Below are 14,074 nucleotides of genomic sequence, written 5' to 3' on the forward strand. Positions count from 1 at the left end.
AAGAAGCTGTTCCCTAAAAACCAGGGCCAGCTTCTTTTGTGTTTTATACCTCTTGTGATGATCTGGCCAGAACCTCATTTGTATACGTTTCTCCCCAATCTCGCATGCTGAAGATAATCGGCCGTAACGTTTCACCAAATGGTGTGAGGGAATACTCCACTTTAGGTGGGATCTGGGGGTATATTTCACGATGGACAATTCCGCTGCCTTCCAACTCTCGAAGTTGCAGGGTGAGCATACGCTGGGTGATGTCAGGAAACAATTTTCGGAGCTCGTTAAATCTCAAAGGACCGGAGAATAAATGATACAAAATGGCACCTTTCCATTTGCCTCCGATCACACTGAGGGTAACTTCCACGGAACAGCCGTATGGCGCGGGACATAGCTTGGTTGCGTCCTTTTTCATTATAAGTACACCTCCACTTTCCGGTGATTTTCTATGGTATCTATTTGGGTGGTTGCATTACATAAAGTACGTATAGTTCATGAAAAAGCATATCACTTATTATGCAGATTATAAACCCTAATCCTAGGCGAAGGCAGATGTGTTGATGCCTATAAGAAAGAAAAGAGCCCCGGTTTCGTCTTGCGAAACATTGAGGCTCCATGTGATGAATTTTGTACATTATATCAGGGCATCGAGGGAGTATGCACCGGCTCCTGCGAGAGCAACACCAAGTAATGATCCGATCATCACAAGGTTATATTCGAATCCTCCGTTCAGATTCCATAGACCTTTATCGGCATGCACCTTGGCTATGGCTACAATCATCGGAAGAATGAGCAGAACGGCACCAACGATAATCCATAGACCGACTCCAAACAGGAATCCACCGATCAGTTCAGCAAATCCGGCACACACTGCCAAGGCTCTAGCCGGTTTCAGGCCAATCGCTCCGAAGAATTCAGCCGTCCCTGATATACCCTCGCCTCCAAACCAGCCAAACAGTTTCTTACATGCATGTCCAATCATAATGAAACCAATCACGAGACGAATGATAAGTAGACCTGTGTCCAACATGAGATTAGTTCCTCTTCTCTGGATGTATAAAATATGATGATGAGCGTATATACGCTACTTCAGTGATGATAGAATGGAGTCACATAGAGCCATCGTTGCAATATTATCCTTGGCGCTGGAATGTGGGACAGTCTGATTCTGGCAACACGCGATGAAGTGCGCCATTTCACCAACAAACCCGCGTAGATAAAGGTCACGATAAGCTCCTGACATGGGAGATCCGGAAGGTGTATAAACAGTATCTTGCTCCTCGAGAGATTTCCAGGGGAGGCTGGTCGAGCTTCGGGATTGATGAACAGTAAGTGTGTTGATCTCTTCAGCTGACGCAAATCCGTTGTCAAAGGTGACGAGTACACTTTCACTCTCCCGTGACCAAGCACTCATGCCGGTAAAATAAGCGCTGCCTACTACGTTATTCTCAAATACAAGGGAAATGCTTTGATTAATGTATTCCCCATCCTTCACGGTTGTGCCTGTAACCCGTATTGCTTCTCCGAATAAGTAACGCATTAGATCGACCATATGAATGGCAGCGAGCTTCATGAACTGTTCCTCATCCTTGCAAAATGGGGTACTGTCTACAGCGAATTTCATCTGGAATGAACGTACCTTACCTAGCGAACCACTATCAATTAGCTCCTTCAGCTTCATGTATACCGGGGCATAACGTTTCATAAAACCGACCATGACAACGACGCCAGCCTGCTCGGCAGCTTCTGCTACACTGGCGGCTTCCGCTGCGTTCCATCCGAGCGGCTTATCCACGTATACATTCTTGCCAGCCCGAATGCATTCGAGAACAAGAGCGGTCTGATCTACAGGCTGGGCGACTACAACGACTCCGTCACAGATTTCCTGCTGCAACATAAGCTGAGCATTGTCATACGCTTGTCCGTTGCTGCCAAATCGCAGCAGAGCTGCTTCAGAGCGTTCCATACTGCGTGTGGCAATGGCCTGGATCTGCGCTCCGGCTTCAACAACAGAAGGGTAAATATTCGTGGATGCATGAAACCCGGCACCGATAAAGCACAGATGGGTTGTTTTCAAGGTGGATCTCTCCTTCATTTTTGCATTCGTATGGATAGTATATTTGTTGTTTAATGCTACGATAGGGTGTTTGAAGTTGAGAAAAAAGGACATATGTCCTTTTCGTGAATGAATAAAAAAGAAGTTGCATTTTTATTTTGGAGCATGTATACTCTGAATTACGGTAAAACAAGGAATTGTTTCACCGGAACGCTTTTCATCGATGGATGAGGAGATACATATTATGCGGTCGTGGCGGAATTGGCAGACGCGCACGGTTCAGGTCCGTGTGGGCTAACCCCCGTGGAGGTTCGAGTCCTCTCGACCGCATCTAACAAAAAAGGTTCGTGAGTTGCTCTAGGGCAATTCACGAACCTTTTTTTATTTTGTGGATCATTCGTGTGAAGCCTGCATTTTGCTACCAGCATGCTAATGCTAATGTTGCCGCTGGCGCAGAATGACTGCCGTGATGATCCCGGCAATGGCTCCTGCAATACCAAATAGCGTTACACTGGCAACCACTTCAACCGACTGGAGACGAAACAAAAAAGCGATACCACTGCCAAAGGTGGTTCCGGCCAGAAATCCGAGCGAAATTCCTAATTCTTTTGTTAATTTCATTGCTTCACCTACTTGGAAATGTGAGATATGGATTTGCAAATATTGGGTACAGGCAGTAAAGTGTGATCAGGAAAATCATCACATTTTATTTCCTTTTTTATCTTGTGGTTTTAACCCGTTAATTATGCATGATATCTCATATGGGAGGGTAAGAGCGAATGAATATGAACGAACGAATTGCAGCATGGAATAAGGAAGCACAGCAGTGTGCTTGCGGTCATCAACACCGGGTGGTGGATATGCTGATACATCTGGAAGCTGGGGCCATTCAGAGGTTACCGGGTTATTTGTCTGAGCAAGGATACCATCAGGTGACGATTGTTTATGATCAACATACGTTTCGGGCCGCCGGATCTGATGTGCTGAGTAGTATTCGCGAAGCGGGAATGCATGTGGATGAGATCGCTCTGCCGGAGAATCGGACGGGGGATATCATTGCGGATGAAGCGGCTATTGTACAGGTCATGTTGGGTGTGAATATGGAAAGTCAGGCTGTGATCGCCGTGGGTTCAGGTACCATCCATGATTTGGTGCGATTTGTATGTTCCAAAATGAACAAGCCTTTTCTGTCCATACCGACAGCGGCTTCAGTGGATGGGTTTACCTCTGCGGGTGCACCCTTAATTGTAAGCGGAATCAAACAGACATTTCAGGCTGTTCCGCCTGAAGCCATCTTTGCCGATCTGGATATTCTGGAGCAAGCCCCACAAGTGATGACGGCTGCCGGATTCGGAGATATGCTTGGTAAATATACTTCGCTTGCAGACTGGATTGTTTCCCGTGAACTGGGCGGAGAACCGTTCTGTCCAGTTGCTTATCGGATGACAGAAGAAGCGCTGAATACCTGCATAGATCATGTACAAGCGATTGCGGAGGGGCGAGCAGAGGGAGTAGCTGTATTAATGGACGCATTAATTGTTTCCGGTATCTCCATGCTGATCATTGACCATTCCCGTCCGGCATCCGGAGGTGAGCATCATCTATCCCACATCTTGGAGATGGATCTGATGCAAGCGGGAGAAAGACCGGTTCTGCATGGTGCCAAAGTTGGCGTAGCTTGTGCATTGCTTACGGTGAAATATAAAGAACTTGCACAGACATCTGGTGAACCGGTGTTTGGGATATATGATCAATTGCCGGAGGCTTCTCAGCTCATCGCATGGTTGGAACAAGTAGGTGGCCCTGTGACTACTGAGCAACTCGGTGTAACCCCGGAGATGGTGGAACATGCATTCAACACAGCGCATACGCTTCGTCCTCGATATACCGGATTGAGATATATTAATGAAGTGTTAAACACGAGGTTAGGATGACCTTTTAGAGAGAATGGTCTCGATGAAATGCATAAACTTAGCTTGTAGCGGGCTGTGATGGCTCTCCTTGGGAGCAAAAGGCGAAAAAGGGTAGGTTATCTGACATTTCTGATGGAATAGCCAGAACAGTGCTTCAAGTCCGAGAGAGAAGGCATGCATTTTATTTTAAAAAAGGCTCTGGCCTCCCTATGGGAGATCAGAGCCTTTTGGCTGTTCGCTTATTAGTTGTTGCGACGATCTTTCAAGATGACATCTGCGAACAAAATAGTTTTCGGGATACGGAAAAATTGCTCCGCTTGTTCCTGAAATGCAGCAGAAGGCAGTGTTCCCTGATGCAGCCATTTGCGGAAAGTGCCGGGATGAACCCCGATCCAGTGGCTGACATCTGTCACCGACAGATCATGGACCATACACAAGCCTGTCAAAATACGGTTACTAACCGGAGAACGGGTCACCGTACGCTTCATGAAGCGAGATGACTCGGGTTGACATATGACAGGGCTATTACGCACAACTTCTTCATTGAAGAGAATATGACGCGGGTAGCCGAGTAATTGGCAAGTCTTGTCCAAATTGGTACTGCCGGGTATCCGTCCTTCATATACCCACGCACTGACACTGCGTGAAGAGATGGAGAGGTCTTCAGCAAGCTGGGACAACTTGATATCATTGGCCATCAGCACGGCAAGAAGAACACGATTGCGGATTTGACAGCGTGTCGGTTTTCGGAATCGTTTAACACGGACGCCTTTTCCCAAGTATTTACGGTTGATCAGAGACCACGCCTGGATGGAATGTTGTTCTGGTTGATTAGGCATATTTCCTCCGATTTTTTTTAACCAAATACTACAATAAACAACGGGGTACTTTCAAGTGCCGGGATTACCGGTTACAAATGCGTTAATGCGTCAATTCACGATAAAGAGGGAACTACGAACTAGACCATGCGCAATTCACATCCTAGTATATTCCTAGATTACAATGTTTCACTAAAAATGAGGGGAGAAATTGAACAGGAATAAAAATAATATAGTTCTAATTACTTATTATTAGGTCTAAAGAACTTTTATCTGTTTTTTGTTGATATGATGCGGTTTATTTCCCTGAATTCCCCAAAAGCATGTGATTTTTGTTCCCCTGTTGCGAAGAGGATGTGCACAAATCTGAAATGATAAATCCGCATGTTCAGCATGACATGTGACCTGTCAAATCTCTTACTTTTACATATATTGTATGATACTCAAGTGTAAGGGAGAGGTGAGGAACGTGCATCTATCTGTGAATACCTTTGCTGTCATCTCGGGAGCATTTGTTACGTTTGCTTTTGGCGGATGGGATCAATTGCTGAGCCTGCTCGCGGTCGCGATGGCTGTGGATTATATAACAGGTTTGGCAGCGGCGGTAAGAACAGGTACCGGGTTGAATAGTAACATTGGATTCTGGGGGATTGCTCGCAAAGGGCTCATGCTGACCGTTGTTTTGCTTGCTCATCGAATTGATCTGATCATGGGAACCGATTTTATCAAAGGCGGAGCTATTTATTTCTATCTGGTGAATGAACTCATTTCGATTACCGAGAATTATGCCAAAATCGGTCTTCCATTGCCTGCAAAGCTCAGACAGGCCATTGCAGTGTTGAAGAAACAGGAAGATCAGGAGGATCTGATGAATCGTGAATGGGCCAAACCACAGCAAACTCCAGACAACATCAAGCAGCAGGCTGAAACAGGACAAACTCTGCAAGATGAATCGGCGAAACAGACGGAGGATGGATCGCAAAAGAAATCCGAATCGAAAGGAAACGGTTCGGATTAGTTTTTCTTATCAAGAGAACGTTTCCAAGTATCCTTTCGTAATAGAGAACGTTATGATATATTTTGGATACATGAAAATTCATTCATTTCTACTATTATATTAAATGAGGTGCTTGCCCAGATGATAAAACATATTGTCCTGTTCAAAATGAAAGATCGCTCAGCAGAAAGTATTGAAGCTGCAGCCCAGGTGCTTCGCAATCTGGAAGGTAAAATTGATGTCCTGGTTTCACTTGAAATCGGGATTGATGTGCTTCGCTCGGAGAGATCGTTCGACATTTCACTCACGGCGGAGTTTGCGTCACTGGAGGATCTCCAGGCGTATCAGGTACACCCGCTTCATCAGGAAGTTATTAAGTACATGAACGAAGTCAGAGAACAGTCAATTGCAGTGGACTACGAAATCTGATCTGTCATTCAAACTACGTTGAGATAAAGGGGACTCTGCATGAGCGATTTAAGAGACGTTATGGAATTTCTATATATTTTTGTTGTGTTTCTAATCGCTTGTCCTGTGATGATATTCTGGCTTAAGCGAAGAGGGAAACGGAACCGATAACTCACTGAACGGGAAGTGAACGAATGTATTATGTGAACAGAGAACAGATTGCCCGCCGGCTTGCTGCTGTACCGGAAGTAGCTGAAGGGCTTCGCGGGGCAGCAGAAGCTTGGGATGGCAGTCTCATGCTGGGGATGGTACAGGAACGTTGTCTTCACCTGGCGATCGAAATTGTTACCGATGTGGGAAGTTATCTGATAGACGGCTTCATCATGAGAGATGCGAGCAGTTATGATGATATTATTCAGATTAATTATGAAGAAAAGGTTTTTGATAATCCGACCTATGAGATATTGCGTCAGCTTGTCACGTTACGCAAGCCACTGGTGCAGGATTATTTCACTTGGGAGCGGTCTGAGCTCCATCCACTTAGCGTAGAGTTGCCGAGTATACTTGAACATTTTACTACTCAGGTTAGCGCCTACGTGGAAAAAGAACTTGGTCCTTTCAATACGGCACAGGCCGAGGGACAGCGTAAGGAATGAGGGAAATCGCATGACAAATGAATCAAAAGAATTCAATGAAGTAAATACTGAAAGTAACGAAACAAATGAAACACCTTCCGGATTCCATCCGGTGTATATGGTTGAACTCTTGTTCCGGGAACGTCCAGAGGTGGATCGCCTGCGTTTGCAGGAAGCGATGATTCGTCATACAGGACAAGTCCGACTGGATGTGAAACAAGAGAGCGGAGGGCAAAAGCATGAGATGCTTGTCTTCTATCATCTGGACCATAAGGTATCCTTCCAGGAAGGGGATATCCCTGCTCAGACTTGCATGCTTCCTGTGAATGAAATCGCAGATCGTGCTCGCTTTGGCGGTGCTCTGCAACAAGCATGGCATTGGCCAGAAGTGGGACAAGTTGTAGAAGCTGCGCGTTACTCCATTCGGATACATGATATGTTCACGGCTGCTATGCCTCGTAAACAGCGCTTGGAGCTGTTTCAGAAGACTGTACTGGCAATCATGGAAAGTTTGACCTGTGATGCGCTGTATTGGTATGGCAGTGACAAGCTGGTTGAACCGGAAGCATATACGCAAGCTCAGGAACGTGAGGAACATCTGTATGCAGCCATGAACGTTCGAATGTATCAAGCCGGAGGTACAGAGGAACAGCGCGGGTTGGTCATGGATACCGTGGGATTATCTGCGCTGGGTGTACCTGATGTCCAGTGTCACTTCGTCGGTCTTGATCCCGATACGGTGGCTCAGACCTTACTGGGTGCAGCGTATTACATATTTGATCAGGGGGATGTTCTGCAAGATGGACAGACGCTGGGTTCTTCAGGTGGACGTCGCTGGCGTTGTGAACATCAGGCGGCATTGATTGCACCTGGACGATATGTGATTGATTTGGACCCGGGGGATGAGCATGCCGCGGCTGATCTCGAGCCGGCTCGTCAGAACTGAGTTAGCCGAGTCATTTGCATCCATTCAAAAAGGGCGTTCAGATTATTTTTAACATCTGGAGTGTCAAGTCAAGCCTGTGCTGCTTATAATGCATCAACAGAGTAGGCATTCGCCCGGATGGCTGAGCGACAGACCGTTGCTTCTGATCCGGTACTTAAACAATAGTAAAGGGAGAGATGTGACGTGAAGGATTCTAACAAAAGTTTGTTGTGGGGAGCTCTTATTGGCTCCGTGGTTGGTTCAGTAACGGCATTATTGCTGGCGCCGAAATCGGGACGTGAACTTCGTCAGGATATTACAGAAGGTGCTCGTCAGGTATCGGAGAAAGGTCAGGAACTGGCTGGTATCGTGGGAGAACAAAGTTCGCAGATCGTATCCAAAGTTAAAGAGACCGCAGATGTCGTGATTCAGGATATTCAATCCTGGCGCAATTGCGCTGAAGGGAAAGAAATTCGCATATCGGCAGCCATTGTTGATAATGATATCGATAAAACAGTGGATGAACCCGGAATTGACATCGTAGCGAAGCTTCCTGCGGATGAGTCCAAGGACGACAACTAAGCAAAGCTTGATAAGCAGGCTTTCCTCTGATTAGAGGAGAGCCTGCTTTGTTGCGTGTCCACACATAGATGACGTAGCGCGTGGATTTAATTTGAACCCTGCGATGAAATCGGGTAAGATGTAGGTACCTTTTTGCCGGAATGTTCATACGGTAGGAAGAAAGCTCTGAGAAACAATCGTTTTGAGAACCAATTCAATGAAGAAGGAAGCGGTGTGTTCGTGCAGCAAGCAATCGCTATATTAGACTCCGGTGTGGGGGGATTGACCGTCGCCAAGGAAGTGATGCGTCAGCTCCCGCGGGAAAAGATCATTTATTTTGGGGATACTGCCCGGACACCGTACGGACCCCGTTCGTCCGAACAAGTAAAACAATTTACGGAACAAATCGTTGATTTCTTGATCCAATTCGATCCGAAGGTTATCGTTATCGCCTGTAACACAGCAACAGCAGCAGCGTTGGAGTATATCCGTTCCAAGGTGAATATGCCGGTCATTGGTGTTATACATCCGGGTGCGCGGGCCGCAATCACAGCGACACGTACAGGACGTATTGGTGTGATTGGTACCACGGGTACCATAGGTAGTGGGGCTTATACATCGGCACTCAAGCAGTTGTCCCCCTATATTGATGTGGTCAGTCAGGCTTGTCCGGCGCTGGTGCCGTTGGTGGAACAAGGTGAATTTCGTTCCGAGCACACGACACATACGGTGGAACAATCATTGGGCGAGATCAAACAACAGCCAATCGATTGTCTTATTCTGGGTTGTACGCATTATCCCTTTCTCATGGACACGATTCAGGAAGTTATGGGACAGGAAGTGAAGTTAATCAGTTCAGCAGATGAAACGGCACGTGAAATCAGTACGATTTTATATGACAAACGAAAGCTGGCCAGTGGGGATGAGACTCCGGTGCATCAATTTTTCTGCACGGGTGACCCGAGAATGTTCCAGAATATCACCCGTCGATGGTTGGGGGAGCAGATTTCCAAGACCCCTGTTGTCTGGCAGGTAACGCAATTATCATAGTTATATTCAAAATATGCATGAATAAGACTTTTAATTAATGTAATTTGGTTGTGGACTATCCCGGAACTGTGAAGTTCCGGGATTTTTTGTCGTCATTATGCATTAACCGAAGATAAACATGATTCATGTCACATGACGGACAACCTGACCTGCATACATATGTTACAGACACGAAATCGGTCAGAACTGGACAGGAGACCTGTCTTTTCCTGTGGAAAGGAGAACAACATGGATCTGCAGTGGATTATTGTTCAGCGGGGAGATACATTGCCGCGAATTGCGTCAGCACATCATATGACCAAAGAGTTCCTTGCTGCACTGAACCCGGAAGTAGCTTCCCAGCCATACTTGGTGGCGGGTCAGATGCTGCGTATTGTCCCCGGGACAGGTCGCAGATACGCTGTACCGCCTGGAGAAAGTGTAGGGGAGATTGCAGGCAGATTTGGTCTGGATGAAGAGGTGTTGCGCCAGGCCAATCCCGAAATCACCAATGTAACCGACTGGGTTGGTCGCTGTATTCATATTCCGGCTTCGAATGGAAAAACTATTGTGAAGATTCAGGGAGAGTATGGTTATCGAGAATTAATCAGGGATATAGACAAGCTGGAGAATCAATACCCGTTTATTGAAACGGGGTCCATTGGAACAAGTGTCATGGGGAAGTCGCTGCCTTATTTGCGTATTGGGCAAGGGTCGAGACATATCCATGTTAACGCTTCCGTTCATGCGAATGAGTGGTTGACAACAGCAGTTTTGATGAAGTTTATCGAAGAGTATGCCGAGGCGTATAGTGCGCATAGGACATGGCATCAATACCAGACAGAACGCTGGATGCAAGAGACGACACTCTGGGCCGTGCCGATGGTTAATCCGGACGGGGTCGAACTGGTTCAGGAAGGTGTGGTCAATCAACATCCACATGCACAGCAGTTGTTAGCCTGGAATGCCGACAGATCACATTTTACCCATTGGAAGGCCAATATCAGAGGGGTGGATCTGAATGATCAATTTCCAGCCCATTGGGATGAAGAGGCAGCGAGAAGAGGTATAACCTCACCGGGCCCCAGGGATTATGCGGGGACAGCGCCATTGACAGAACCGGAGGCACAGGCGCTTGCACAGTGGACGCGGCAACATACATTTGATGCAGTTGTATCCCTGCATAGTCAGGGACAGGAGATCTATTGGAACTACCGTGATCTGGAACCTAGAGAGAGTGGCCCGCTGTCGCGTAGACTCGCCAAAGCTTCCGGCTACAAGGCGGTGAAGCTCGGTGGCAGTGATGCCGGATACAAGGACTGGTTTATTCAAGATTTCGGTAGACCGGGCTTCACGGTAGAAGTTGGATTGGGTGTTAATCCGCTGCCCGTAGAACAGTTTGATGATATCTGTATAGAAGTGGGAATGTTGCTGGCTGAACTGTTATCCAATGGGCAATGAGGCAAGACCCCGAATTACGAAGGTGTGAAACTTAACAGTAGATCATTCGTATAACAGGAACGGACGCTATGAGCGACGTTCCGTTTTTATTATTTTTTATAATGGCTTGTCACGTCATTCGTTCTGAATGGATTTCGAACGGGTAATGATGGATGTGCCTTTTCGGCGACATATATAATTATACGGAGGGATTCAAATGAAGTGGAGAAGACTGCTGTCGTTCAAACGATGGACACAAGTTTTCAAAAGGCTCCCCCGGCTGCTCCGGGCTCCGCAGATTCCTTTGGGAGAAAAGCTGTTGTTTATTATTCCAGCGCTGTTGTACTGGGTACTTCCTGACGTAATGCCCTTTATGCCCATCGATGATATCGGGGTCACTTTGATTCTGATGAACTGGTTTGTAAGCCGGGCAGAACGCAAATATCCTGTGCTTCAGGAAGGGGCTCCTTCTTAATTTGTGCCTAAATGGAGAGGTTTAACAATGAATTCGCATCAATGTTATTGCGAAGAGCGGTAACTTTCTTTACAATAGATGCTGTAGTTTAAGAATGCTGAAATTGTTGAAACCTGCAATTACAATATAGGAGATGAAGAGAATGAACTGCAAAATTACGCGTAATGCTGCTAAAGTATTGAAGCTTGAATTGGACAAGCCGGAGAACGAAGGAAAAAAACTGCGCGTTGTCATCACCCATGCACATGGTGACCATGCTCACTACGGCCTGGATATTGACACACCAAAAGAAAATGATACAGTTGTATCTACCGATAAAGAGATTGATGTCATTCTCGCGAATGATCAGCCTTTGTTGAACGGTGTTAAAATTGACTACCTCTACTTCCCGGAAGAGGGATTTGTTATTACGAATCCGTCCCAAGGTAATCACGGCGACCACTAAGGGCGCGAAGAAGGGGAACTCATGGCTAACGATATCCGTGTATGCGAAAAGTGTAATCATGTCCGACTGAAATCGATTGTACCCAAGTTGCAAAAAATGGCTCCAGACACGGAGATCAAGATTGGGTGCAAATCCTATTGTGGTCCTTGCGCGAAACGTGCGTTTGTCTTTATCAACGGTCGGTACATCAGTGCGCCGACAGAAGAAGAAGTGCTCGTCAAAGTCGCAAAGTTCGTGAAGTAACAGGATATAACAAGGTGAGTGAACGAAAAGTTCAAACATCCGCAAAGGAGGGGCGATGTGCCTCTCCTTTTTTGCGTTTGGATAATAGTGAGTGGCTGCTTCAAAATGCGGCATTCTCTATCATTTCAGTAATTTGGAAGGTATCTTCTCGAATTTCAATAGCAATGACCTTATTATCCTTTTTCAGAAAATGTACATGCCCCAGTCGTTCTTCCTCCAATTCGACCCAACCTGTATCCGCTAACTTCTGAAAATAATCCATTGGTGGGTAGAGTCCTTGTTCACCCCCAATATGTTTCAGTTCATACTTAGCTCCTTTTTTAAGATTGGGATCATCGGAATAAGCTATGTTTTCAATGAGCTTTGCATTGGTTGGAACCGGGATGTCTGGATTAATGGATGATTCTGTATATCCTTCTATCTCGTATGTTGCAGGAGCGCAGCCTTGTACCCAAATGAAGAAGGGCAGCATACAGAGTGTCAGTAATATTTTCTTCAAATGAATTCCTCCTGATTCGGCATGATTATCTAATTAACGTAGCGTAATCAACTAAAGTTACGATAAAAACACAAAAGAAGAATAAGGAAGGCTTGTGTTATCCATCCTAAAGGGGTAACAGGAACATGATAATCCCAAGGAGGAATACTCATGCCGAAGCGTTATGATTCCAGTTTGCAAGCCGATACCACCGTATCTCAGGCGCAAAATGCGGTGAACAAGCTTCATTATGCTGTATCTCAGGCCATGTCTCATCCGACGGCACAGACCATTGTACAGGCGGAACGACGTCTGGCACACACGGAGCAGGCGATGCGACAAGCAGAGCTTTCGCTCGGAGGGCAAGGTGTTGAGTTGGCAGAGGAAATGTTCATCGAGGAGAAGAGAAGATTGAATTCTATCCAGAGTCAGCACGGTCAAGGGAATATATAACGTTCCTGTCACATCAGAACCCGCAGGGCAGTAATGCTTTGCGGGTTTTTCATATCTTTTGCAAAGACTCTCGATCATGGGTTTACTCCGACAGTATGTCGAATGGTCGCTTAAAATTCTGTGAGAAGGTTAATAGAACAAGAGCAGGCAAAATTCCATACGGGAGGTACAGAATGACAAAACATATTACAGATTGTACGATTCTGAACAACGGAGTAACGATGCCATGGCTAGGATTTGGAACATATAAAGCAAAAGGTAAGGAAGTACAACAGGCGGTTGAGACCGCTTTGGAGGTTGGATATCGCAGTATTGATACCGCGTCCATCTATGGCAATGAGGAAGAAGTGGGACAAGCTATTGCAAGCAGTGGTGTTTCCCGTAACGAACTGTTTGTGACGACCAAGCTCTGGAATGAGGATCAGGGATTTGATTCAACGTTGAGAGCATTTGAAGCCAGTCAGAAGGCACTTGGATTGAATGTGATTGATCTTTATTTAATTCACTGGCCTGGCAGAGACCAGTATAAGGAGACGTGGAGAGCATTCGAACGTCTATATAGCGAAGGAAGCATCCGTGCGATTGGTGTGAGTAATTTTCAAGTTCACCATTTGCAAGATATCATAGATGAGGGCGGAACGGTGCCTGCGGTAAATCAGGTAGAGCTGCATCCGGGTCTGATCCAGCAGGAACTTCAGGATTTCTGCGGGGCGCAGGGAATTCAGCTGGAGGCATGGAGTCCTATTATGAAGGGCAAGCTGAACCAAGAGTCCACCCTCAAAGCGTTGGCCCAGAAATATGGGAAAACACCAGCACAGATTATTCTGCGCTGGGACATTCAGAATCAGATTGTGACGATTCCGAAGTCGGTTAACCCGGAGCGTATTCGTGAGAATGCGGACATCTTTGACTTTGAATTGACTCCGGATGAGTTGAGACAGATTGATGCACTGGATTCGGATAAGCGGACGGGTCCACATCCGGATCAACTGTTCTGGGATTAAGTGGGTGGCGCTAATTGAATATAAGTGTTTGATGATAAGTTAGTGGAGGTTCCGGTTACGGAATCGTTCTTTTGATCGCTGTTGTCTCCAAATTTTTTTGATATCTCTTTTCAGAGGATAAAATTTGAAGACAAAGGCGAACGCTTCGCTTCTTCAGAATCGATTCCGTCCCCTCCACAGTAACTGTTCATCAAACACAAATA

Annotated in this window: 18 protein-coding genes, 1 tRNA gene and 1 pseudogene; 14 read left to right on the forward strand and 6 right to left on the reverse strand. The window is 46.2% G+C overall.

Annotation, left to right across the window (positions count from 1 at the left end):
• Nucleotides 1-43: 43 nt before the first annotated feature.
• The 3 genes from MHI12_RS09830 to MHI12_RS09840 all read right to left on the reverse strand — a co-directional run bounded on the left by MHI12_RS09830 (nt 44) and on the right by MHI12_RS09840 (nt 2,068).
• A complete protein-coding gene (locus tag MHI12_RS09830; protein WP_074094421.1) occupies nt 44-406 on the reverse strand; it encodes a helix-turn-helix domain-containing protein in 363 nt (120 codons plus the stop codon).
• Nucleotides 407-625: 219 nt separating this feature from the next.
• The gene (locus MHI12_RS09835; protein WP_405172270.1) at nt 626-1,021 is read right to left on the reverse strand and encodes a DoxX family protein; all 396 of its coding nucleotides are present in this window, start codon (nt 1,019-1,021) and stop codon (nt 626-628) included.
• Nucleotides 1,022-1,075: 54 nt separating this feature from the next.
• Nucleotides 1,076-2,068 carry a Gfo/Idh/MocA family protein gene (locus tag MHI12_RS09840; RefSeq protein ID WP_405172271.1) on the reverse strand — a complete coding sequence of 331 codons (993 nt, stop codon included), beginning with the start codon at nt 2,066-2,068 and terminating at the stop codon, nt 1,076-1,078.
• Between the two features lie 225 nt (nt 2,069-2,293).
• On the opposite strand from MHI12_RS09840, the gene MHI12_RS09845 reads away from it, so the two are divergent.
• Nucleotides 2,294-2,377: transfer RNA gene (locus MHI12_RS09845), tRNA-Leu, on the forward strand.
• 105 nt (nt 2,378-2,482) lie between these two features.
• On the opposite strand, the gene MHI12_RS09850 is transcribed toward MHI12_RS09845, so the two are convergent.
• Nucleotides 2,483-2,668, reverse strand: a complete 186-nt coding sequence (locus MHI12_RS09850; protein WP_036609735.1) for a hypothetical protein — start codon at nt 2,666-2,668, stop codon at nt 2,483-2,485.
• Nucleotides 2,669-2,826: 158 nt separating this feature from the next.
• On the opposite strand from MHI12_RS09850, the gene MHI12_RS09855 reads away from it, so the two are divergent.
• Nucleotides 2,827-3,981, forward strand: coding sequence for a sn-glycerol-1-phosphate dehydrogenase (locus MHI12_RS09855; RefSeq protein ID WP_405172272.1), 1,155 nt, complete (start codon nt 2,827-2,829; stop codon nt 3,979-3,981).
• A gap of 221 nt (nt 3,982-4,202) precedes the next feature.
• Here MHI12_RS09855 and MHI12_RS09860 read toward each other — a convergent pair whose 3' ends face one another.
• Nucleotides 4,203-4,799, reverse strand: a complete 597-nt coding sequence (locus tag MHI12_RS09860; RefSeq protein ID WP_017689431.1) for a helix-turn-helix transcriptional regulator — start codon at nt 4,797-4,799, stop codon at nt 4,203-4,205.
• A gap of 448 nt (nt 4,800-5,247) precedes the next feature.
• On the opposite strand from MHI12_RS09860, the pseudogene MHI12_RS09865 reads away from it, so the two are divergent.
• The 10 genes and pseudogenes from MHI12_RS09865 to MHI12_RS09910 all read left to right on the forward strand — a co-directional run.
• Nucleotides 5,248-5,631, forward strand: a pseudogene (locus MHI12_RS09865) (holin family protein); the annotation flags it as partial.
• A gap of 285 nt (nt 5,632-5,916) precedes the next feature.
• The gene (locus tag MHI12_RS09870) at nt 5,917-6,204 is read left to right on the forward strand and encodes a Dabb family protein (protein ID WP_017689429.1); all 288 of its coding nucleotides are present in this window, start codon (nt 5,917-5,919) and stop codon (nt 6,202-6,204) included.
• Nucleotides 6,205-6,377: 173 nt separating this feature from the next.
• Nucleotides 6,378-6,839, forward strand: a complete 462-nt coding sequence (locus MHI12_RS09875; protein WP_341006769.1) for a HepT-like ribonuclease domain-containing protein — start codon at nt 6,378-6,380, stop codon at nt 6,837-6,839.
• Nucleotides 6,840-6,849: 10 nt separating this feature from the next.
• Nucleotides 6,850-7,764, forward strand: coding sequence for a DUF4261 domain-containing protein (locus MHI12_RS09880; protein WP_405172273.1), 915 nt, complete (start codon nt 6,850-6,852; stop codon nt 7,762-7,764).
• A 183-nt stretch (nt 7,765-7,947) separates the two neighbouring features.
• A complete protein-coding gene (locus MHI12_RS09885; RefSeq protein ID WP_017689426.1) occupies nt 7,948-8,325 on the forward strand; it encodes a YtxH domain-containing protein in 378 nt (125 codons plus the stop codon).
• Nucleotides 8,326-8,544: 219 nt separating this feature from the next.
• Nucleotides 8,545-9,354 (forward strand): glutamate racemase, encoded by an 810-nt coding sequence (racE, locus tag MHI12_RS09890; protein WP_026081161.1) that lies wholly within the window; start codon nt 8,545-8,547, stop codon nt 9,352-9,354.
• 228 nt (nt 9,355-9,582) lie between these two features.
• Nucleotides 9,583-10,794 carry a M14 family zinc carboxypeptidase gene (locus tag MHI12_RS09895; RefSeq protein ID WP_405172274.1) on the forward strand — a complete coding sequence of 404 codons (1,212 nt, stop codon included), beginning with the start codon at nt 9,583-9,585 and terminating at the stop codon, nt 10,792-10,794.
• Between the two features lie 196 nt (nt 10,795-10,990).
• Nucleotides 10,991-11,248, forward strand: a complete 258-nt coding sequence (locus MHI12_RS09900) for a hypothetical protein (protein ID WP_017689423.1) — start codon at nt 10,991-10,993, stop codon at nt 11,246-11,248.
• A gap of 142 nt (nt 11,249-11,390) precedes the next feature.
• On the forward strand, nt 11,391-11,693 hold the full coding sequence (locus MHI12_RS09905; RefSeq protein ID WP_036609727.1) for a heme biosynthesis protein HemY: 303 nt from the start codon (nt 11,391-11,393) through the stop codon (nt 11,691-11,693).
• Between the two features lie 21 nt (nt 11,694-11,714).
• Entirely contained in the window at nt 11,715-11,936 is a 222-nt protein-coding gene (locus tag MHI12_RS09910; protein WP_091032287.1) for a DUF1450 domain-containing protein, read from the forward strand.
• 100 nt (nt 11,937-12,036) lie between these two features.
• Here the strand turns inward: MHI12_RS09910 and MHI12_RS09915 are convergent, their stop codons facing one another.
• Entirely contained in the window at nt 12,037-12,435 is a 399-nt protein-coding gene (locus MHI12_RS09915) for a hypothetical protein (RefSeq protein ID WP_405172275.1), read from the reverse strand.
• 150 nt (nt 12,436-12,585) lie between these two features.
• Here MHI12_RS09915 and MHI12_RS09920 point away from each other — a divergent pair, with 150 nt between their 5' ends.
• Both MHI12_RS09920 and MHI12_RS09925 read left to right on the forward strand, forming a co-directional pair.
• On the forward strand, nt 12,586-12,867 hold the full coding sequence (locus tag MHI12_RS09920) for a hypothetical protein (RefSeq protein ID WP_076326962.1): 282 nt from the start codon (nt 12,586-12,588) through the stop codon (nt 12,865-12,867).
• Between the two features lie 173 nt (nt 12,868-13,040).
• Nucleotides 13,041-13,871: an aldo/keto reductase gene (locus tag MHI12_RS09925; protein ID WP_405172276.1), complete on the forward strand. Its 831-nt coding sequence runs from the start codon at nt 13,041-13,043 to the stop codon at nt 13,869-13,871.
• The last annotated feature ends 203 nt before the right edge of the window (nt 13,872-14,074 follow it).

The sequence above is a fragment of the Paenibacillus sp. FSL H8-0280 genome (assembly GCF_045040665.1).
Lineage (GTDB): Bacteria > Bacillota > Bacilli > Paenibacillales > Paenibacillaceae > Paenibacillus > Paenibacillus xylanexedens_A.